This window comes from Flavobacterium sediminis (genome assembly GCF_003148385.1).
GTDB lineage: Bacteria > Bacteroidota > Bacteroidia > Flavobacteriales > Flavobacteriaceae > Flavobacterium > Flavobacterium sediminis.
In genome coordinates, this window is sequence record NZ_CP029463.1 from 2,501,233 (window position 1) to 2,522,860 (window position 21,628).

The window sequence follows — 21,628 nt, forward strand, 5'->3', positions numbered from 1 at the left end:
ATTTTTCTTCGAATTTATTACTTATTTTCGCGTCATGCAACTATCGGTGGTAATTCTTAATTATAACGTCCGTTATTTCTTAGAGCAATGTGTTGGCAGTGTTCAAAAAGCACTTCAAGACATTGATGGTGAAATCATAGTGGTTGATAATGCTTCCTCTGATGACAGTCGCCAAATGATTAAGGAGCAATTTCCTGATGTCATTCTGATAGAGAATAAAGAAAATCTAGGGTTTCCTAAAGGAAATAATATCGGTGTAGCCCGAGCCAAAGGCGACTATATTTGCATTTTAAATCCCGACACTGTTGTTGTAGAAGATACATTTTCTAAATTACTTACTTTTGTCACTTCAAGCGGAGTCGAGCAGTCTCATTTAGGAATAACGGGTTGTAAACTAATTGACGGTTCCGGAAAATTTCTTCCGGAAAGCAAGCGTGGCGTGCCGACACCTTGGGTAGCTTTTACTAAAATTTTCGGGTTCTATAAACTGTTTCCGAAATCAAGTTGGTTTAATCAATATTATGCGATGCATTTGAATGAAAACCAATCTGGAGAAGTAGACGTTTTAGTAGGTGCTTTTATGTTAATGCAGCGAGAATTGTATTTGCAAGTAGGCGGATTTGATGAAAATTGTTTTATGTATTCCGATGATATTGATCTGAGCTATCTGGTAAAAAAAGCAGGGAGGCAGAATTATTATTTTGCTGGAACAACCGTTATACATTATAAAGGAGAAAGTACGGTAAGAGACGGGTTGTATATGAAACGCTTTCGTGAAGCCATGCAGTTTTTTTATAAAAAACACTTTAAGAAATCGTGGTTTTTTGATAGTATGATGCAAATAGGAAGTTTTGCGTTTTCATTGTTAAAAGTATTTCAATCCAAGACGGTAAGTGATAAAAAGCCGGAACATTATGTTTTGGTTTCTGATGATGTTGAAAATGAAACGGTTTTAAGAAAAATAAATGCAAAGTTAAAAACAGAAATTTATAAAGAGGGAAGTGATTCTCCGGCTCATTCAAGAGTTGAATTGATTATAGATCTGAAATCAATTTCCTTTAAAAAAGCGATCCGATTAATGGAGGAAAAGAGAAATAAGGACAGTACATTTAAGTTTTTATCAATAAATCATGACTATTTAATAGGAAGTAATAATTCCAATGATAGAGGAGAAGTTATTTTGTTGTAAAATTTTATTGTATTCTTTATAAAAGCATCTAAAAATTATTATTTTTGTAATCTGAATCAAATAAACACAACTTTAGTTAAAAATATGGCAAAGTTTGAATTGAAATTACCCAAGATGGGAGAAAGTGTTGCAGAAGCAACTGTGACTAACTGGTTAAAGAAGGTTGGTGATACCATTGAACAGGATGAAGCTGTGCTTGAAATTGCTACTGATAAAGTAGATAGTGAGGTGCCTTCTGAAGTTGCCGGAACATTGGTTGAAATATTATTTAATGTAGATGATGTGGTTCAGGTCGGACAAACGGTAGCGATTATTGAAACAGAAGGTGATGTTGCAGGAGCTACTCCGGTTGTTGCTTCTGGTGAAGTAGAAAAACCTGCTGTTGCCGAGGTAGTAAAAACAGTTGAAATAGCTAAAGAAACAGTAGCACCGGCAGATTTTTCAAATTCAGAGAAATTCTTTTCGCCTTTAGTGAAAAATATAGCAAAAGAAGAAGGTGTTTCTGTAGCTGAATTAGAAGCTATAAACGGAACCGGGAAAGACGGACGTGTTACGAAAGATGATATTTTAAGTTATATTAAGAATAGAGGAAATCAACCGGTTACAGTGGTACAACCTGTAAAAATGGAAGCTAATGCTGTCACTTCGGGCGGAGTCGAGAAGCAAGAAGCTCCGAAAGTAGCCCCGGTATCGGTTAACGGAGAAGACGAGATCATTGAGATGGACAGAATGCGTAAGTTGATCTCTAAATATATGGTGGAGTCCAAACAAACTTCGGCTCACGTACAATCATTTATTGAGGTAGATGTTACCAATATTGTAAAGTGGAGAGATAAAGTAAAAAATGCTTTTGAAAAGAGAGAAGGCGAGAAATTGACTTTCACACCTATTTTTATGGAAGTGGTTGCAAAAGCTTTGCGCGAATTCCCGATGATGAATATTCAGGTAAATGGCGATTACATCATTAAAAAGAAAAACATCAATTTAGGAATGGCTGCCGCCTTACCGAATGGAAACTTGATTGTTCCGGTGATTAAAAATGCCGACCAATTAAATTTAGTAGGCATGGCTAAACAGGTGAATGATCTGGCAAATAGAGCAAGAACCGGTAAATTAAAACCGGATGATACGCAAGGCGGAACCTATACAGTTACGAATGTGGGAACTTTCGGTTCGGTTTTCGGTACACCGATCATTAACCAGCCGCAAGTAGGTATTCTGGCTTTAGGAGCAATTCGCAAAGTACCGGCTGTTATTGAAACTCCGGACGGAGATTTTATCGGGATCCGTCAAAAAATGTTCTTGTCTCACTCTTATGATCACAGAGTAGTAGACGGAGCCTTAGGCGGAAGTTTCGTAAAACGCGTTGCGGAATTGTTGGAAGCCTGGGACTTGAATAGAGAGGTTTAAAAAAATATAAAATGATTCTATATAGACCCGGTGGTTTTTTTACCATCGGGTTTTTGTTATTTTTGAAAAAAATCAGAAAGATGAAAGTTAATGTAATCGTATTATTTGTTTTAACGATTTTGGTCTCGTGTAAGGAAGTTGTAAAGAAGGAAGAAAAGCCATTGGTTGAGCAAAAAAAAGAAGAAGTATCCTTTGAAAAGCCACTGATAAATGACAATTTGTCAATTAAGTCAAAAGATGATTTTTTAGGTTACTGGGTCGGGGATTTTAAAGCAAATTTGTATGATGCTCAAAAAGATACTATTTACGGGAATGATAAATATAGCAATCTTATAACAAGAAAAATTACTTTTTCAATTGATGAAATAAAAAACGATTCGGTTTTCGGACACTCTGTAACAGCCGGAAATGTTAGTCCGTTTAAAGGTGTTTTGAGGGAACATGAAGGCGCTTTCGATATGCAGGTAGAAGAATTTAGGAGAACGCGAACGGATGGTAAATTTTCAATTCAATTGCAAAAAAGAGATTCGGTAATGAAAGGATTTTGGACAGCATTTAATCCGGATAGTGTAAAGATTGGTTCCAGAATTTTTGATCTGAAGAAAAGATTGTTCAAGTACAATCCGGAGAACGAACTTGAATATAGCTTTTATGATACAGATAAATTTAGAGATTACGAGTCTTCCACAGATACCGTAAATGGAGAGGAAGTGGTTTATATGGATCAGGAATATTTTGCAACCACTCAAAAAATTTATGAAGCGAATCCTTCTACCGAATTGTTGACAAAAGAATTTGTTTCAAATCTGACAAAGGCGGATATCTTTATTTTGAGAAACTCCATATTTGCTAAGCATGGTTTTGCATTTAGAAGTAAACAACTTAGAATGTATTTTGAAGGTTTTGAATGGTACATGCCGGTTTTCAGTGATGTTAAAAAAGAACTGACCGCTATTGAAACCCAAAATATCGAGCTGTTACTCAGATATGAAAAAAATGCAGAAGAATATTATGATTCTTTCGGAAGGTAATAATGCGAACAAGCTTTTTTAAATACGCCATACTCTTTATTTATTTTTACTTTACGTATTTATTGCTATTGATAACAATTCAATATATTCCTATGAGATTTGATGTAGCATTTCTTAGGATTAAATATGAAGAGATTCTGTTATTGCATTACAAAATAGCTTTTTTTGTGCATGTTTATACCAGTATTTTTTTAGTATTATTAGGTTGGACTCAGTTTTTAGAAAATATAAGAAGAAAGCAGAAAGATATCCATCAGCTAATAGGTAAGATTTATATATTTCTGATCGTATTCTTATCCGGACCTTCAGGTTTAGTTATGAGTTATTATGCAAACGGAGGAGTTATAGCGCAAACTTCGTTTGTGATTTTATCCGTATTGTGGATGTATTTTACATATAGATCGTATGCTTTTATAAGGAAAGGCGATTTTATAAACCATCAAAAATTTGCAATACGGAGTTTTGCATTAACATTATCGGCCATTTCATTAAGGCTTTTCAAATACATTATTGTATTTTTGTTCCATCCGCCACCAATGGATGTTTATCGGATAGTTTCCTGGCTTGGGTGGGGAGTGAATCTGATAATAGCTGAAATAATAATTTTTAAATTATTTATAAAGAGTACAAAAAATGGAATTAAAACTAAATAGACCTATTTGTTTTTTTGATTTAGAAACCACAGGAATTGATGTGGCAAGAGACAGAATCGTTGAAATATCAATCCTGAAAGTTTTTCCAAACGGAAACAAAGAAAGTAAAACATGGTTGGTGAACCCAACAATTCCGATTCCGCCTCATTCTACCGCAGTACATGGTATAACAGATGAAAAAGTAGCGAATGAACCTGTTTTTAAAGAGTTGGCATCACATGTTTACAATATGATCAAAGATTCAGATCTGGCCGGATTCAATTCAGATCGTTTCGATATTCCTTTATTAGCTGAAGAGTTGTTGCGCGCTGAGGTTGATTTTGATATGAAAAACCGGGTTGCGGTAGACGTGCAGACTATTTTTCATAAAAAGGAAGAAAGAACACTGAGTGCTGCTTACCGATTTTATTGTAATGAAAGTTTAGACAATGCGCATAGTGCTGAAGCCGATACCAATGCCACTTACGAAATACTGAAAGCGCAATTAGATCGCTACGAAGATCTGGAAAATGATATTAAATCTCTTTCTGAATTTACGAAACGTAAAAGATCGGTTGATTTTGCAGGATTCATTGCATTAAATGAAGAAGAACAGGAAATCTTTACCTTTGGCAAACATAAAGGAGCACTAGTGGAAGAAGTATTGGAAAAAGAGCCGGGTTACTTTGGCTGGATCCAAAATGCAGATTTTCCGTTATATACTAAAAAAGTACTGACAGGAATTAAATTGAGAAAACTGAATACAAAGCTGTAAATGTATACGATTAAGCGAACCGATTCAGACGATCTTGATTTTCAAAGTCTGGTACAATTATTAGATGCTGATCTGGCGATAAGAGATGGGGAAGACCATTCTTTTTATGCACAGTTTAATAAAATAGACAGTATTAGGCATGTCGTTGTAATCTTTGAAAAAGATGTCGCTATAGGTTGCGGTGCCATTAAAAAGTATGGTGACAATACAGCGGAAGTGAAAAGGATGTTTGTATTGCCGGAAAAGAGAGGAAAGGGAGCCGCTGGAATGATTTTGAAAGAATTGGAACAATGGGCAAAAGAACTTCATTATACGAAATGTATTTTGGAAACAGGAAAAAAACAGCCGGAAGCAATTACCCTTTATGCGAAACATGCTTATCGACAAATACCTAATTACGGACAATATGTAGACGTGACTGATAGTGTTTGCTTTGAAAAAGAATTGTAAAAAGAATTGTAAAAAGATTATATAACTGCTGGAAAATGAAAATAATTTGTATAGGAAGAAATTATGCAGACCATATCTCGGAATTGAATAATGAAAGGCCAAACGAACCGGTAATATTTATGAAACCGGATACGGCTGTCTTAGCTAAGCAATTTCCGTTTGTGATCCCTGAGTTCAGTAATGATGTACACCATGAAGTAGAGGTCTTGGTTAAGATCAGTAAAGTGGGAAAGTATATTGATGCTAAGTTTGCACATAAGTATTACGATCAAATAGGATTGGGGATAGATTTTACAGCAAGAGATTTACAAAATCAGTTAAAAGAAAAAGGATTACCATGGGAAAAAGCTAAGGCTTTTGACGGTTCAGCGATTATTGGTGACTTTTTACCGAAAAATTCATTTTCTTCATTAGAAAACCTTAACTTTGAATTAAGGAGTAATGGAGAAGTAGTTCAACAAGGAAATACTTCTTTAATGTTATGGAAAATAGATGAAATTATTGCTTATGTTTCTCAGTTTTTTACACTTAAAACAGGCGATATTATTTTTACAGGAACGCCTAAAGGCGTAGCGGCGGTAAAAGAAGACGATGAGCTGATTGGCTTTTTAGAAGGACAGCAAATGTTTAAAGTTCAAGTTAAGTAAAATCATGGCACTACAATACAATTTAGCAAAAGTTTATGAGATCTCTGAAAATGACAGAGATTTTGCCTTTCAGATCGTAACACTTTTTTTAGATGAAGTTCCGGTTGAAATTAAATCGATGAAAACAGGAATTGAAGAAAAAGACTATTCCCGTGTATATGCATCTGCTCATAAGATCAAACCTTCATTAGATCTTTTGGGAATGGATTTAGCTTATGATGAAAACCTTCAGGTTATGAATTGGGCAAAATCAGAAGGACAGAAAAAAGAAATAAAAGAAGTCTTTAAATCGCTTCGGGAACGCGTAGAACTTGCCGCTAAGGAAATAAAAAAAGATTTCCGTTTATAAAATTTACTAAACTACCTACTCAATAGAATTATGAAAGCTTCCATCGTTACTATCGGTGATGAGATCCTTATTGGACAGATAGTAGATACAAACTCAGCATATATAGCAAAAGCTTTAAACAAAATAGGTATTGATGTATATGAGATACTTACAATTTCTGACCAACAGCAACATATTACCGCTACTTTACAGGAATTGCTTCCCAAAGTTGATGTCGTTATTGTTACAGGAGGTTTAGGCCCAACAAAAGACGATGTGACCAAAAAAACATTTTGTTCTTTCTTTGAGGATGAGTTGGTGGAAAACCCACAGGTTCTGGCTCATGTTAAAGAATTAATAGAGGGGTTTTACAAGCGTCCTATTACACAGATGAATAGAGATCAGGCCTTAGTTCCTTCACAAGCAACGGTACTTTTTAATAAAATGGGGACAGCGCCCGGAATGTGGATGGAGAAAGATAATACTGTTTTTATTTCGTTGCCGGGAGTACCTTATGAGATGAAGTATCTTATTGATTATGAAGTAATTCCTAAGCTGGTCGAAAAATTCAAAAGACCATTTATTGTTCATAAAACCGTTATGACATACGGTAGAGGGGAAAGCCTTATTGCGGAGCAGATCGAAGATTGGGAAAATAATTTGCCTCAGTTTATTAAATTGGCTTATTTACCAAGTCCGGGTCGAGTTCGCTTACGTTTGTCAGCAAGAGGATTATACGAACAATTATTACATGATGCCATTGCCGGAGAAGTAGAGAAACTGATGGAGTTGATTGGTGATATCATTGTAGGCTATGACGAAGACGAGTCTATTGAAGTGGTTTTAGGGCGTATGCTAACAGCGCAAAACTTAACAATTGCAACAGCAGAAAGTTGTACAGGAGGTAAAATAGCCCAAACGTTAACTTCAGTTTCCGGAGCTTCTGCTTATTTTAAAGGGAGTGTAGTAAGTTATGCAACTGAAGCGAAAGAGAACGTATTACATGTTCCTGCTGAGCTGATTGAAAAATATTCAGTAGTGAGTGCAGAGGTAGCAAGCGCCATGGCAAAATCTGCTCAGGAAATCTTTCAAACAGATATTGCTATTGCTACGACCGGAAATGCAGGGCCTTTAAAAGGAGATTCCGATGCAGAAGTGGGAACGGTTTTCATCGCAATTGTATTTAAAGAAGAGGTCTTTGTTGAAGAATTTAATTTCGGACAACCCCGGGAGAAAGTAATTGATAGAGCGGTAAATAAAGCCTTGGAGAAGGTTTATAAAGAAATTTCAAAAAAATACTAAAAGATAGTTGTGTAATTCAATACAATTTTGTTTCTTTGCACCCTGATTTTGAATAACGAAATAAAAGATTAGAAATAATGTCAAGAGTTTGTGAACTTACAGGTAAAAAAGCAATGGTTGGGAACAATGTTTCTCACGCTATGAATAAAACTAAGAGAAAATTTTCTGTAAACTTAGTTAAGAAACGTTTTTACATTCCTGAAGAAGATAGATGGGTAACGTTGAAAATTTCAACAGCTGCTTTAAAAACTATCAATAAAGTAGGTATTTCTGCAGCGTTAAAAAAAGCACAAGGTAAATAATACGAATTTTGTAGCAATACGTAAATTCTTAAAATATAAGTACAATGGCAAAGAAAGGTAATAGAATTCAGGTGATTTTAGAATGTACTGAGCACAAAGCTACTGGTCTTCCAGGAACTTCTCGTTACATCACTACTAAGAATAAAAAAAATACTCCGGATAGATTAGAGATCAAAAAATTTAATCCTGTCTTAAAAAGAGTTACAGTTCACAAAGAAATTAAATAATATTTAGTCATGGCAAAGAAAACCGTAGCAACTTTACAAACTTCATCAAAAAGATTAACCAAAGCGATCAAAATGGTTAAATCTCCAAAAACAGGTGCATACACTTTCGTAGAACAAGTTATGGCTCCTGAATTAGTTGACGAATTCATAAAAAAGAAATAATTCTTTTTTAAATTAATATATGTGAAAGCTACTTTCGTTTGAAAGTAGCTTTTTTATTTTTACATTTGCTTTTCTAATTAATTGATCTAATAATGAGTTTTTTTAAAAGGATTTTTTCTTCTGATAAGAAAGAAACGTTAGATAAAGGTCTTGAAAAATCAAAAACTTCTTTCTTTACTAAACTTTCTAAAGCCGTTGCCGGAAAATCTAAAGTAGATGATGAAGTTTTAGATAATTTAGAAGAAGTATTGGTCTCTTCAGATGTAGGCGTAAATACTACTTTAAAAATTATTGAACGTATCGAAGAGCGTGTAGCCCAGGATAAATACTTAGGAACCGAAGAGCTTAATCAAATACTTCGTGAAGAAATAGCCGGATTATTATCAGAAAATAACCATGGTGACGCTTCCGAGTTTGAAGTCCCTGTAACTAAAAAGCCCTATGTTATTATGGTGGTAGGAGTAAATGGTGTAGGGAAAACAACAACTATCGGTAAATTAGCAAATCAGTTTAAAAAAGCCGGTTATAAAGTTGTTTTAGGAGCGGCTGATACTTTCAGAGCCGCTGCAATTGACCAATTACAGATATGGGCAGATAGAGTTCAGGTACCTATTGTTCGTCAGCAAATGGGAAGTGACCCCGCTTCAGTTGCATTTGATACCTTGCAATCGGCAGTTTCACAAGATGCGGATGTAGTGATTATTGATACTGCCGGACGTTTACATAACAAGGTGAATTTAATGAACGAACTTTCTAAAGTGAAACGGGTAATGCAAAAAGTAGTCCCGGATGCTCCTCATGATGTTCTATTGGTTTTAGACGGTTCAACCGGACAAAATGCTTTTGAACAAGCGAAGCAATTTACTGCCGCAACAGAAGTTACTTCTCTTGCTGTTACTAAACTGGACGGTACAGCAAAAGGAGGTGTGGTAATAGGAATTTCCGATCAGTTTAAAATTCCGGTAAAATATATCGGAGTAGGAGAAGGAATCGAAGATCTACAGGTTTTTAATAAGTACGAATTTGTGGATTCATTCTTTAAATAAAACATAGGAAAATACTTTTAATATTAAAAACAGGTAATTTTACCTGTTTTTTTTATAGCTAATTTGTATAGTTTTACTCCAGAGAATACTGCTAAACCCTATTGAGAGTAGAAATTAATCAATTAAACTATATGAATAACAGTATTTTTTTTAAAAGGAGTGTTGCCTTAATTCTCTTGGCAACTTTAGGTGGATTCACCGGGTCTTGTAAGAAAGAGGCAAGTGAAGAAGAAAAAAAAGAACCGAAACCAGGCAGTGAGGTTATGGTATCTCAAAATGCTATAACACCGGAAGAATTCCCGGACAACCTTAATATAGACGGGTTTCATTTTCCGGAAGATTCATTAAAAATTTACCAGTGGTTAGCAGACCAGGATACTATTCAGATCAATAAACACGCCTGGGGAATATGGGCTGGACTTACCGAAAAGTCGAATCAAGTGTATAAAGGAGATACATTATTGGTTTACGAAACCTGGTTAGGTGTTAAGGAATTAGCAGATATGTCAGCCAATTCAGATAAGGAAGGCGGATGTACTAAAACTAAAACTGAAAGAGCACACTTAAGTATACCGAAACAATTTATACACGCACAGGTTTTTGCTAAACAAAAAGCGGTAATCGATACAACTTTTAATGTTTTTGAATCCGTATCCTATAATCCGGCAGCAGCATGTTTTGCTACGTCTAATCTTATTTTTAACCAATCTGTTCTGGACAGTTATAACAAAACGGACGGAATCGGGAAAATACCTGATTTTCCGGCTAATAGTATTACGACAAAGCCGGTTTATTATGCAGGAAAGCCAGATGATAATGGACTGATCAGAGTACCTGTTTGGCCGGGAATGCCAAGTAAACCTCAGGTTTTTGGTTATGATGATTGGCATACGTATGTATATGTGGATATTAATAATAGCCAGCCGGAAAGAACCTTGGTCCCGGTTGTAGGAGAAAACCCTTCAGGAGAACAGATCACAAACGCTTCTTGTAATGTGAGTGATTTTATTAACTTTAAACTGGACAGTGCAGCAGCTGCTTATTTGAATGAACATCAGGATAAAGGGAATGATAATTTTAAAGCGGGTGACCTAGTATTCTTAGTTGCTATGCATGTGGGAACCAAAGAAATAAGCAATTGGACATGGCAAACTTATTTTTGGAGTTACGATCCGCAGAATCCTTTTTTCCCAAGTTCAAAATTCCAAGCTGATTTAAGACCGGGTATAATTACCGGTGCGGCAGCTAATTATTCAGTATCTTCATGTTATGCAATGGTTTGGCCTAATCAGCCTATAAGTGGTGGCACAGATAAAAATGCTACACCGATTGTTTCGTTCAATCCTTATCTGGAAGGAAGTTTCGGACCGAATGTATTCAGTGTGAAAAATAATTTCAGAAAAGATTTTCAATACGGTATTCAAACAAACTGTATGACTTGTCATGCCTTGGCAACCGCAAAAGGTAATGTCGGATATGCTACAGATCAATATATTGATATGAAAGATATGTCATTGTTTAAGAATCAGGTTCAGTTAGATTTTGCCTGGTCTATTCAGGGGAACATCAATACTAATAAATAAAACGGTTAGAACAATCGGAAAAGGATAGGTTTTTAATCTATCCTTTTTTTTATTTTAATTAGTTATGACAGCATTTATCTTTTGCCAAAGAACGTCGTCAAAATCTGATAAAGCAAAATTGCTTCCGTCTGCAGCATCTCCCATTCGTATGATAACCAGTTTTTTACTTGGAATAACATAGATTTTTTGATCATCCTTTCCTAATGCACAGTACATGTCATCCGGAGCACTGGGAATAAGAGAACCTTGAAACTCATATTGTGATTGCGGTAAATGATAGGAGCTTTTACCGTTTAACCACCACAAATAGCCGTAGGCTAAATTGATGTTCTGAGAAGTGGATGTAGCCTGATTAAAATAATCGGAATTAACGATCTGAATTCCGTCCCAATTCCCTTGATTTAAAGCTAACAGACCAAAGCGAGCCATACTTCTCGTATTGCTATAGAACACACTGTTAGAACCTATTTGTGTCCAAAAGCCGTTCATTCCTATTTTGTCTCGTAATTTTGTATTGAAGTACGTAGACCAATTTTGACCTGTTGCCTGCTCAACCACATCCTGAAGTTTTACATAGACATTATGGTAAGCCCAGCGGGTTCCGGCATCGGCAATATAGTGCAGGTTGGCAGGAGAAACATCATCACCTAAGCTATCACCTAAGCCTGAAGTCATGGTTAACAAGTGCTTACAGGTTATCAGATTTTCCTGAGCTACTGTTTCAGTGGTCCATCCAGTACCTAAGTAGTCTGATACTTTACCATTTAGTGTAACATAATTTTCATCTTTTGCGATACCGAAAATAGTTGCCGTTAATGTTTTGCCGGCACTGGCCCAGTACCAGAGAGAAGTATCAGTATGACCATTCAGGTATTCTTCCATTACAATTCTTCCGTTATAAAGAATCATAAAACTTTTAGTATTCTTAATATTCAGGTAATTCAGTAATTCGGGAATATTATTTTCATTCCAGTTTAAGTCGGATGGAGTAGTGGTTTCCCAAGTAGTACCGTTTACAGGTGGAAAATACATGGTTTCTTCCTCAGGATTGTCAATAGGAGCATCGGAATGATCGCTACTGCAATTCCATAATAAAAACAAAGGAATAAGCAGAAGAATTTTTTTCATAGCATTTGATGTTAAACTTTGTTCAGTAGGACTATAAAAATAGGAAATAGTTTAATAGCAATTCTAAAAATTGTAACTTTAGAATAAAATTCAGAGGCATTGAAATTAAAAAGAATCATTCCTGCAAAAGAACATATTTACCTTAAGGGTCCTAAGAGCAGGGATAGGGAATTGAAATTTGCATGGAGAGTTTTCCGGCAAATGATAAAAGGTTTCAGATCATTACATTTTGTAGGTCCTTGTATTACGGTATTCGGTTCTGCTCGTTTCAAGGAAGATCATCCGTATTATGAGGTAGCCAGAGCCTTTGGTCAGAATATAGCTGAACTGGGATTGGTAACAATGACAGGAGGTGGTCCCGGAATAATGGAAGCCGCAAACCGAGGTGCTTTTGAGACCGGTGGTGTTTCCGTGGGGTGTAATATACAATTGCCATTTGAACAAAAAGTCAATCCTTATGTTCATAAGTCAATTACGTTCGAACACTTTTTTGTCCGTAAGGTGATGTTGGTAAAATATTCGTATGCTTTTGTGATCTTACCCGGAGGTTTCGGAACTATGGACGAATTTTTTGAAACTTTGACTCTGGTTCAGACAAGATCCGTTACAAAGTTCCCTATTGTGTTGTTTGGGAAAGAGTTTTATAAAGAGTTGTGGGATATGATAGAGCAAATGACAAAGGAAGGAACTATTTCCAAGGAGGATATGTCTTTAGTGTTACTGACAGATGATGTTGAAGAAGCTGTTTCCCACATTAAAAACTATATAGTAAAAAATTACAAGGTAAAACCCTATCGAAGATTATGGTGGTTGTTTGAAAAAGGTTAATTTTGGCAAATACAAAAACCTCTAATAAAAGTATCCTGGTCATGAAAAAAATAGTCCTTTTTTTACTTGTATCCCTTGCAGTCTCTTGTTCCGGAATTGAGCCGAAAGATATTGAATTATTGAATGGTTATTGGGAAATCCATAAAGTGGAAATACCTTCCGGAGAAAAGAAAGAATATAAAGTTAATGAATCTGTGGATTATTTTGAAATAGCCGATCTTAAAGGCTTTAGGAAAAAGCTGGTTCCGCAGATGGACGGTACTTTTTTAACCAATGAAGTACAGGAAAATATAACTGTTGAGTTCAAGGATGATAAAGTGATCTTGCATTATAAAACGAATTATGCTTCTTGGGATGAAGAAATGATAAGTTTGACCGATAAAGAGCTAGTGGTTAAGAATCAACAGGATATTAAATATTTTTATACTAAAAAGCAATTCTGATACAATATGGCAAAGCGATTAAATGAAGAGAATTCTATTGCAGATGTCTTGAAAGAATTCATCCAGACCAATAACCTGCAAAAAGGTATGGATAAGATTGATGTGCGTGAGGCATGGAAAAAATTGATGGGGAATGGTGTACTGAATTATACAACTGAAATAGTGCTTAAAAATGAAACACTATATGTAGGACTTTCGTCGGCTGTTCTGAAAGAAGAATTAAGTTATGGAAAAGAAAAAATCGTGAACATGCTCAATGAAGAACTGGGAAAATCAATAATAAGAAATATTATTTTCAGATAAATAAAAAACGCTTCTTGAGAGAAGCGTTTTTTTTAACAAACAAACCAAACTTAAATTGAAAGAATATTTAATTTAAGTATATCTTAGAACTGAGCAGTTTCAGTTGAATCTTTCATGGCAACGGTTGAAGCTAAACCTGAAGTTACAGCATTTTGTACTTCGTCAAAATAAGAAGTACCTACAAAGTTTTGATGTTTCACAGCTCTGAAACCTTCTTCTTGTAAAGCAAATTCTCTTTGTTGTAATTCTGAATAACCTGCCATTCCTTTTTTCTTGTATGCTAATGCTAATTCGAACATAGAAGTATTTAAAGCATGGAATCCGGCCAAAGTGATAAATTGGAATTTGTACCCCATTTTTGCTAATTCTTCACGGAATGTTTCCATTTCAGCTACGGATAATTTTGCAGCCCAGTTAAATGAAGGCGAACAGTTATACGCTAATAATTTACCGGGATATTTTGCATGGATAGCATCGGCAAATTGTCTTGCTTGCTCTAAGTCAGGTGTAGAAGTTTCTAACCAGATCAAATCAGCATAAGGGGCGTACGATAAACCTCTGTCAATTCCTTGTTCCAATCCTGCTTTTACATAGAAGAACCCTTCAGAAGAACGTTCTCCGGTAACGAATTTATGATCTCTTTCGTCAATATCACTGGTTAACAAGTTAGCAGCATCAGCATCTGTTCTTGCTACAATTAAAGTTGGAACTCCCATTACGTCAGCGGCTAAACGAGCAGCAATCAATTTATTGATAGCCTCTTGTGTCGGAACCAAAACTTTTCCGCCTAAGTGTCCGCATTTCTTTGCAGATGATAATTGATCTTCAAAGTGAACACCTGCCGCACCGGCTTCGATCATCGCTTTCATCAATTCAAAAGCATTTAAGTTTCCTCCGAATCCGGCTTCCGCATCAGCAACAATAGGTACCAGATAATCTTTTTTGTTTTCAATTTTATTCACTGATTGGATTTGGTCAGCGCGTAACAAAGCATTATTGATACGTTTTACAACCATTGGAACACTGTTAGCCGGGTATAAGGATTGATCTGGGTACATTTCACCTGCCAGATTAGCATCGGCAGCTACTTGCCAACCGCTCAAATAGATCGCTTCTAAACCGGCTTCTACTTCCTGAATGGCTTGATTTCCTGTTAAAGCACCTAATCCGGCAACCCATTCCTGATTGTTTAATTTATTCCATAAAATTTCAGCACCTCTACGGGCAATACTATATTCTATTTGATAAGAACCTTGTAATTCTATTACTTTTTCAGCGGTATAGGTTCTCTCAATCCCTTTCCATCTGGGATTTGTTGCCCAATCAGTAACTAATGCTTGAATTCTTTCTTGAGTTTTCATAATTTTGTGATGTTTTAGATAGTTATTCTTTTTAATTATTTAGAGTTAAATTGTCGGATGTTGCCGCATCCGACATTTTTTATTGTATGTATTCGTAAGCTTTTAATGTTAAGAACTCGTCCAGAGTTTCGCTTAAAATCATTTCGGTAAATAATTGGGTTGCCAATTCAAATTTTCCTTTTGCATAGCGCTCTTCACCAACATATTCTTTAATTTTAGCTAATTCTTCCGGAATATAAGTTTTATATAGTTCAGCCGAACAAACCTTTCCGTTATCAAGTGTTACTTTTTTGTTCAACCAATGCCATAATTGTGCTCTCGAAATTTCTGCTGTAGCAGCATCTTCCATTAAGTTGTAAAGCGCGGCAGCACCAATACCCATTAACCACGATTCCACATAAAGAATCCCTACATTGATGTTTTTACGAACACCGTTTTCAGTAACTGTTCCTTTAGGTAATTCTAATAATTGAGCTTCAGTTATGTTTAATTCGTTGCGTTTTACATGTATTTGGTTTTTAGTCGGCATATTTTCATTAAATACTTTCATAGCTAAAGGAACTAATGCCGGGTGTGCTACCCAGGTACCATCGTGACCATTTTTTGCTTCACGTTCTTTATCGGCTTTCACTTTGTCAAAAGCAATTTGGTTAGCCTCTTCGTCGTTCTTGATCGGAATTTGAGCCGCCATTCCACCAATTGCCATAACATTGCGTTTGTGGCAAACCTGAATTACGCGTAAAGAATAAGCACTCATAAAAGGGCTGGTCATCGTAACCTGATCCCTGTCCGGAACCAAAAAGTCAGGATGTTGGTTTAGTTTTTTGATATAGGAAAAAATATAATCCCAACGACCGCAATTCAAACCAGCCATGTGCTCTTTTAATTCGTAAATGATCTCGTCTAACTGGAAACTGGCTGTAATGGTTTCAATTAATACCGTAGCTTTTATAGTTCCTTGTGGGATTTTTAAATAATCCTGAGCAAAAGCAAAAACAGCATTCCACCAGCGGGCTTCTTCGTAATGTTCTAGTTTAGGTAAATAGAAGAAAGGAGCTAAACCTTGTGCCAATAGAGCCTGCGCATTATGGAAAAAGAACAAACCGAAATCAACTAATGATCCGGACATTTTTGTTCCGTTCACTTCAATGTTCTTTTCATCCAGATGTAAACCGCGTGGTCTGACTAGCAAAGTAGCTGTATTTTCATTTAATTGATAGGATTTACCATTTTGTTCTAATGAAATGGTTTGGTTAACAGCATCTTTTAAATTTTGTTGACCTTCCATTAAATTGTTCCAAGTAGGAGAGCAACTGTCTTCAAAGTCAGCCATAAACATTTTTGCTCCTGAGTTCAGTGCATTAATGACCATTTTGCGATCTACAGGTCCGGTTATTTCAACTCTTCTGTCTAATAAAATCTCCGGAATCGGAGCTGCAGTCCAGTCACCTTCTCTGACGGCTTTTGTTTCACTCGGAAAAACAGGCTTTTCCCCTTGGTTAAACTTTTCTTGTTGTTGAACTCTTTTTTGAAGTAAGGTCAAACGTTCTTGATTGAAGTTTTGATGTAGTGCTTCTAAAAAAGCCAAAGCTTCATCGGTTACAATAGCGTTGTGCTTTGCGATTGCTTTAATCTGAATATTGTTAACTGATGTTTCCATAAGTTTATGTTTTTGTTTTCTGCGTACAATATTATAAAATAAAAAAATACAAAACAAGCGAACGTTCGCAAAAATGAATAAAAAAATTAAAAATTGTATTTCGCAAAAATGTTATATCTTTGTTTTGAGTAGTAAAATAAAGCGTTGACGCAATTTTTTGTTTTTTATAAAAAATTAGAAAATGATAGAAGAAGAGTACATTCGATTGATTTTTGGTCTGAAATTAAAGCAAATTAGGACAGATAAAAATTTGTCTTTGTTTGGTTTAGCTAAAATTACGGGCTTGTCTAAGTCTTATTTGAATGAAATTGAGAAAGGGAAAAAATATCCGAAGCGCGATAAGATTGTAACTTTAGCAGAAGCATTGGAAACCAGTTATGATAATTTGGTTTCTTTAAAATTGGATAAAAATCTGGCGCCAATCGGGGAAATTTTGCAGTCGCGAATTTTAAAAGAAATTCCATTGGATATTTTCGGGATCAAAGAAAGTGATTTGATTGACATAATTGCAGAAGCACCGTTAAAGGTGAATGCTTTTATCAGTACGCTTTTTGAAATAGCCAAACATTATAATCTAACTCGGGAAAGTTTCTTTCTGGCAGCCTTACGTTCGTATCAGGAAGCAAATAATAATTATTTTGAGGAAATTGAGCTTCAGGTCGAAAAGTTTGCAAAAGCCTATTCCATTGATCTGTCAAAACGGTTAAAGGTTTCTGACTTAGAAGAGATACTAATAGAAGAGTACGGCTACACTATTAATAATGAGGAATTAACACAGCATAAAGAATTAAACAACCTGCGTTCGGTCTTTGTACCAAGCTCTAAAACTTTGCTGGTCTCTTCTGAAACAGATGATTCACAGCGCTTGTTTATTTACGCTAAAGAAATAGCGTATAATTTTTTAAATATAACGGATCGCTTATATACTTTCTCCTGGATCAAATTTGATAGTTTTGATCAGGTACTGAATAATTTTATGGCCTCTTATTTTGCAGGAGCACTTTTGATTCCGAGAAAAGAATTGGTTACGGCTTTGAAGTCGTTTTTTGAAGAAAAGATATATAATAGTCAAAAATTTCAGACATTGATGTATCGTTTTACGGATTCGCCGGAAACGTTTTTTCAGCGTTTGACCAATGTGCTGCCGAAAGATTTTAATCTGAAGAACTTATTCTTCTTAAGATTCAGCCATAAAGCCGGTCGTGATTATTATCAGTTGACCAAGGAATTGCATATAACAAACTTGTTAGAACCACATGCAAATGAACGAAATGAGCATTATTGTCGCCGTTGGGTATCGATAAGAACACTGGGAGAGATAGCGCAGGAAGGAAAAGAAAATCCTGTTTTTGACACACAGATTTCGTCTTATGTTCATACTGATAATGAATACTTTGTTTTTTCATCAGCGACTAAAGATCCGTTTAGAAGTGGTTATTATAGAAGTATTGCTTTAGGAATTATGATCTCGGCACATTCGCAAAGTAAAATTACGTTCTTTAATGATGAAAAACTGAAGAGAAGTAGGGTAGGAGTAACTTGTGAAACTTGTGCTATTGCTGATTGTAAAGAGCGAGTAGCGCCGCCAAGAGCATTGGAACGAAAAGAACGTTTTCAACTGACCGATAAAGTTGTGGAAGCTATCCGGGAAAAGTATAAATAAAAAAAATCCGCTCTAAAAGCGGATTTTTTTATATTGTGAAGTTCTTTATACTAGAACATTTCTCTTCCTGCAAAGTGGAAAGCACCTTCGATGGCAGCGTTCTCATCAGAATCTGAACCGTGAACTGCATTTTCACCGATTGAAGTTGCATATTTTTTACGGATTGTTCCTTCAGCTGCTTCAGCCGGGTTTGTAGCACCGATTAAAGTACGGAAATCTTCCACAGCGTTATCTTTTTCTAAGATAGCAGCAACAATCGGACCTCTTGTCATGAATTCTACTAATTCACCGAAGAAAGGTCTTTCAGCGTGAACTGCGTAAAATTGTTGAGCATCAGCAACTGTTAATTGAGTTAATTTCATTGCTACGATTCTGAAACCACCTTCAGTAATCATATTTAAAATTCCACCGATGTGTCCGTTTTCAACAGCATCAGGTTTAATCATTGTAAAAGTTCTATTACTTGCCATTTTAAAATTTTTTGCAAAGGTAACACTTTGTGAAGTAAATACAAGTTAAAACTGAATTATTGTACAAGGCTTCTGGCAACTCTAAAGCCATAGAACTCATGAGTTTTGTTCGGATAAGTAGAAATACGGTTTGCAGGTCTTAAATAACTTGTTTTACTATCCCAAGAACCACCTCTTACGCTTCTTCTTTCGCCCATTTCCGGACCTTTGGGATTATTGCCGGCTTCAATTAAATAGTAATCCTGGTTATACCAGTCCCAGCACCATTCCCAAACATTTCCACTCATATCATAAATACCTAATTCGTTAGGTAATTTTGTGCCTACTGTATGGGGAGCTCCTTTACTATTACTTTTATGCCAGGCTATTTTGTCTGCTTCGTCTCCACCGCTGTATTTTGTTTTTTTGCTTGTCTTTCCTCCCTTAGCGGCATATTCCCATTCTGCTTCGGTAGGGAGTCTGTATCCGTTTGCTTTGAAGTTGCAAACATAGTTAGGACCTCTTTTACTGTATACAGGAGTTAATTTTTCTTTTTTGCTTAACCAATTACAATAGGCTACGGCTTCTTCCCAGGTAACATTGTTAATAGGTAGATTATCATGCCATCCCCATTCAGGTTTAGGAGGCATATTCAATTTGTTAGCTTTTACAAATTGCTTCCATTCCCATACCGTAACTTCGAATTTTGACATTAAAAAGGAGTTAACTTGAACATCGTGTTCTTTTTGTTCGTCAATATCTGCCAAGGCATCAGATCCTTTTGAGCCCATCTTAAATGAACCACCTTCAACTTTTATTAAAGAAGGGTTAGGAAAATCGACAGAACTGTTAGATAGGAAAATTAAGGTTAATAACAAGAATAATGATAAAAGGGTAATTTTTTTCATAAGTTGTTAAAATTAAATTTCGGCAAAGATAACCAATATTTAACATTAACATAAAAATATGTGAAAAATATAAATAAATCGATTTATTTTTGATAAAAATCAAATAAATTATGTTTTTTATCGATTTTTGATGCTTTTTATCGATTTTTAGAGCTTAAAAATTGTAAAATTATCATTAAAGCAATTAAAATAATTTTTTAATGAAGATATAAATTGTTTTGTGTTAATTTCGTTTGATAATTCGGATATATTTAAGATTCTTTCTTGTAAGCTTTCATTAGGAAATAGAGAGTCTTTAAGTTCTAAAATACGTTCCAGCTTGTCTTGTTGCTTTATTTTTTCTGCTCTTAGAAGCTTTTTTTCTAATTTATAAAGTCCGTTTAATTGTTTTTGCTCCTGAGCTTTAACTGCTTTTAAAAAAGAAACATCTGTTTTTTCTGTTATTTCATACAATTGACTAAATTGTAAGGATAACTGTTCTTTAAGCTTGGAAAAATCTAAAGGGAAATCAGCCAGTTCTTTCGTTTTTACGTTTAGAAGTTCGTTTTTTTTCAGGAATAAGTCTTTCCAATTCAATTCCAGTTTGTCTATTTTTCGGAGTTGTTTTTCAGTAACGGCTACTGCACTATTTCTAACATACAGAATAGGAAAAGTTACTTTAAACTGTTTGAACATGTTTTTTAATTCTAACCAGTAAGCAATTTCTCCACCACCACCTATATAACATAGATTGGGTAAAATGACTTCCTGGTAAAGCGGACGTAAAATAACATTAGGGCTGAATTTTTCCGGCTGAGTTTCTAATTCGTTTAGTAGTTCTTCTTCAGAAAAAGACAGGTTGGTGTTTAAAACCTGATAATGATCGTTTATTTTAACAATTCGTTCTCTCAGGTTATCTTCAATATAGAATAAGTTGATTTCTCGTGGATTAACCTGTATTTTATAGTTTTCTTTTTCGAAGAAAGGTAAAGTTTCCTGAACGGCATTAAAACTTTTTTGGTTGCGTAATTCTTCTTTGAAGTAAGGAATCATTTGTTGTTTCAATTCCTTATCGTCTCCGTCAACGATCACCAAACCGTGATCTTTGAAAAGTTCATTTACGAGATATCGGGTAGCAATTGCTAGATTGTGGTGTTCTAAATAGGATTTTCGGAACAGCTCTTTCATTTGCTTAGCGTTAGTTCCGATGCCTAGTTCTAATTCCAATATGTCAAAAACCTTGTCTAAGCCTTCTGTTGAGAGTCGGCCAACCGGTCCTTTAGCATCTCTGTTCCAACTTATTTTTTTACCATTCAGGAAAAAGTGATTGATCTCATCAAAATCATGATCTTCCGTAGCCATCCAATATACCGGTACAAAATCATAATCAGGATATTGCGTTTTTAAAACTTCTGCCGTCTTAATAGCGGCAACAATCTTGTAGATAAAATACAGCGGTCCGGTAAACAGGCTTAACTGATGTCCGGTAGTAATAGTGAAAGTGTTTTGCGAACGTAAAGTTTCAATATTGTTACCTGTACTTTCGGAAATAGGAATCCCTTTGTATTGGTTTTCTAAAGACTGAACCAAAACAGTACGGTTGCCTGAGAAATTTTCTTTTTTTTCGGCAATTTGTGCTTCGAATTCTTCTACACGAGAAAAGCGATTGTATAACGTTTGAACTTCCTTTTTCTGATTGAGATAATCTACAATTAGTTTTGAAAAATATCCGGATTCTTGAAACGTTATACAGTCGCTAGGCATAGTTAAAATTTTTGCTAAAATACTAAAAATGCACGGAACAAAATTAGCTTTAACAAAG

Annotated in this window: 24 protein-coding genes; 18 read left to right on the forward strand and 6 right to left on the reverse strand. The window is 35.3% G+C overall.

Features of this window, described 5'->3' with window-relative positions; genetic code table 11:
• Positions 1 to 34 precede the first annotated feature (34 nt).
• The 14 genes from DI487_RS11515 (at position 35) to DI487_RS11580 (ending at position 11,084) form a co-directional block, all read left to right on the forward strand.
• Positions 35 to 1,189 (forward strand): glycosyltransferase family 2 protein, encoded by a 1,155-nt coding sequence (locus DI487_RS11515; protein WP_109569780.1) that lies wholly within the window; start codon positions 35 to 37, stop codon positions 1,187 to 1,189.
• 84 nt (positions 1,190 to 1,273) lie between these two features.
• Complete coding sequence (locus DI487_RS11520; RefSeq protein ID WP_109569781.1) at positions 1,274 to 2,599, forward strand: dihydrolipoamide acetyltransferase family protein; 1,326 nt, start codon at positions 1,274 to 1,276, stop codon at positions 2,597 to 2,599.
• An 80-nt stretch (positions 2,600 to 2,679) separates the two neighbouring features.
• Positions 2,680 to 3,630, forward strand: a complete 951-nt coding sequence (locus DI487_RS11525; RefSeq protein WP_170108204.1) for a YARHG domain-containing protein — start codon at positions 2,680 to 2,682, stop codon at positions 3,628 to 3,630.
• Between the two features lie 92 nt (positions 3,631 to 3,722).
• Positions 3,723 to 4,283, forward strand: coding sequence for a DUF2306 domain-containing protein (locus DI487_RS11530; protein WP_245896366.1), 561 nt, complete (start codon positions 3,723 to 3,725; stop codon positions 4,281 to 4,283).
• Positions 4,264 to 5,037 (forward strand): 3'-5' exonuclease, encoded by a 774-nt coding sequence (locus DI487_RS11535; protein ID WP_109569784.1) that lies wholly within the window; start codon positions 4,264 to 4,266, stop codon positions 5,035 to 5,037. Before DI487_RS11530 ends, DI487_RS11535 begins: the two co-directional genes overlap by 20 nt.
• Positions 5,038 to 5,487: a GNAT family N-acetyltransferase gene (locus tag DI487_RS11540; protein ID WP_109569785.1), complete on the forward strand. Its 450-nt coding sequence runs from the start codon at positions 5,038 to 5,040 to the stop codon at positions 5,485 to 5,487.
• Between the two features lie 35 nt (positions 5,488 to 5,522).
• The gene (locus DI487_RS11545; protein ID WP_109569786.1) at positions 5,523 to 6,134 is read left to right on the forward strand and encodes a fumarylacetoacetate hydrolase family protein; all 612 of its coding nucleotides are present in this window, start codon (positions 5,523 to 5,525) and stop codon (positions 6,132 to 6,134) included.
• A 4-nt stretch (positions 6,135 to 6,138) separates the two neighbouring features.
• Entirely contained in the window at positions 6,139 to 6,483 is a 345-nt protein-coding gene (locus DI487_RS11550) for an Hpt domain-containing protein (RefSeq protein WP_109569787.1), read from the forward strand.
• Positions 6,484 to 6,513: 30 nt separating this feature from the next.
• Positions 6,514 to 7,764, forward strand: a complete 1,251-nt coding sequence (locus DI487_RS11555) for a competence/damage-inducible protein A (RefSeq protein ID WP_109569788.1) — start codon at positions 6,514 to 6,516, stop codon at positions 7,762 to 7,764.
• A gap of 77 nt (positions 7,765 to 7,841) precedes the next feature.
• Positions 7,842 to 8,066, forward strand: a complete 225-nt coding sequence (gene rpmB / locus DI487_RS11560) for a 50S ribosomal protein L28 (RefSeq protein WP_109569789.1) — start codon at positions 7,842 to 7,844, stop codon at positions 8,064 to 8,066.
• Between the two features lie 44 nt (positions 8,067 to 8,110).
• Positions 8,111 to 8,293 (forward strand): 50S ribosomal protein L33, encoded by a 183-nt coding sequence (gene rpmG / locus DI487_RS11565; protein ID WP_109569790.1) that lies wholly within the window; start codon positions 8,111 to 8,113, stop codon positions 8,291 to 8,293.
• Between the two features lie 9 nt (positions 8,294 to 8,302).
• Positions 8,303 to 8,455, forward strand: a complete 153-nt coding sequence (locus DI487_RS11570) for a DUF4295 domain-containing protein (protein WP_109569791.1) — start codon at positions 8,303 to 8,305, stop codon at positions 8,453 to 8,455.
• A 92-nt stretch (positions 8,456 to 8,547) separates the two neighbouring features.
• The gene (gene ftsY / locus DI487_RS11575) at positions 8,548 to 9,501 is read left to right on the forward strand and encodes a signal recognition particle-docking protein FtsY (RefSeq protein ID WP_109569792.1); all 954 of its coding nucleotides are present in this window, start codon (positions 8,548 to 8,550) and stop codon (positions 9,499 to 9,501) included.
• A gap of 131 nt (positions 9,502 to 9,632) precedes the next feature.
• Complete coding sequence (locus tag DI487_RS11580) at positions 9,633 to 11,084, forward strand: hypothetical protein (RefSeq protein ID WP_146193458.1); 1,452 nt, start codon at positions 9,633 to 9,635, stop codon at positions 11,082 to 11,084.
• A 54-nt stretch (positions 11,085 to 11,138) separates the two neighbouring features.
• Here the strand turns inward: DI487_RS11580 and DI487_RS11585 are convergent, their stop codons facing one another.
• Positions 11,139 to 12,212 carry a serine hydrolase domain-containing protein gene (locus tag DI487_RS11585; RefSeq protein ID WP_109569794.1) on the reverse strand — a complete coding sequence of 358 codons (1,074 nt, stop codon included), beginning with the start codon at positions 12,210 to 12,212 and terminating at the stop codon, positions 11,139 to 11,141.
• A gap of 99 nt (positions 12,213 to 12,311) precedes the next feature.
• Between DI487_RS11585 and DI487_RS11590 the strand changes: the two genes are divergently transcribed.
• The 3 genes from DI487_RS11590 to DI487_RS11600 are packed head-to-tail and all read left to right on the forward strand — an operon-like array spanning position 12,312 to position 13,786.
• Complete coding sequence (locus DI487_RS11590) at positions 12,312 to 13,040, forward strand: LOG family protein (RefSeq protein ID WP_109569795.1); 729 nt, start codon at positions 12,312 to 12,314, stop codon at positions 13,038 to 13,040.
• 41 nt (positions 13,041 to 13,081) lie between these two features.
• Complete coding sequence (locus DI487_RS11595; protein WP_109570670.1) at positions 13,082 to 13,483, forward strand: hypothetical protein; 402 nt, start codon at positions 13,082 to 13,084, stop codon at positions 13,481 to 13,483.
• A 6-nt stretch (positions 13,484 to 13,489) separates the two neighbouring features.
• Entirely contained in the window at positions 13,490 to 13,786 is a 297-nt protein-coding gene (locus DI487_RS11600) for a DUF721 domain-containing protein (RefSeq protein WP_109569796.1), read from the forward strand.
• A gap of 83 nt (positions 13,787 to 13,869) precedes the next feature.
• Here DI487_RS11600 and aceA read toward each other — a convergent pair whose 3' ends face one another.
• A complete protein-coding gene (aceA, locus tag DI487_RS11605) occupies positions 13,870 to 15,147 on the reverse strand; it encodes an isocitrate lyase (RefSeq protein WP_109569797.1) in 1,278 nt (425 codons plus the stop codon).
• A 79-nt stretch (positions 15,148 to 15,226) separates the two neighbouring features.
• Positions 15,227 to 16,807, reverse strand: coding sequence for a malate synthase A (gene aceB / locus DI487_RS11610; RefSeq protein WP_109570671.1), 1,581 nt, complete (start codon positions 16,805 to 16,807; stop codon positions 15,227 to 15,229).
• 181 nt (positions 16,808 to 16,988) lie between these two features.
• Between aceB and DI487_RS11615 the strand changes: the two genes are divergently transcribed.
• On the forward strand, positions 16,989 to 18,470 hold the full coding sequence (locus DI487_RS11615) for a helix-turn-helix domain-containing protein (protein ID WP_109569798.1): 1,482 nt from the start codon (positions 16,989 to 16,991) through the stop codon (positions 18,468 to 18,470).
• A 50-nt stretch (positions 18,471 to 18,520) separates the two neighbouring features.
• On the opposite strand, the gene DI487_RS11620 is transcribed toward DI487_RS11615, so the two are convergent.
• The 3 genes from DI487_RS11620 to bshC form a co-directional block, all read right to left on the reverse strand.
• A complete protein-coding gene (locus DI487_RS11620) occupies positions 18,521 to 18,940 on the reverse strand; it encodes a nucleoside-diphosphate kinase (RefSeq protein WP_109569799.1) in 420 nt (139 codons plus the stop codon).
• Positions 18,941 to 18,996: 56 nt separating this feature from the next.
• Positions 18,997 to 19,827, reverse strand: coding sequence for a formylglycine-generating enzyme family protein (locus DI487_RS11625; RefSeq protein ID WP_109569800.1), 831 nt, complete (start codon positions 19,825 to 19,827; stop codon positions 18,997 to 18,999).
• Between the two features lie 147 nt (positions 19,828 to 19,974).
• The gene (gene bshC, locus DI487_RS11630) at positions 19,975 to 21,570 is read right to left on the reverse strand and encodes a bacillithiol biosynthesis cysteine-adding enzyme BshC (protein WP_109569801.1); all 1,596 of its coding nucleotides are present in this window, start codon (positions 21,568 to 21,570) and stop codon (positions 19,975 to 19,977) included.
• Positions 21,571 to 21,628 lie beyond the last annotated feature (58 nt).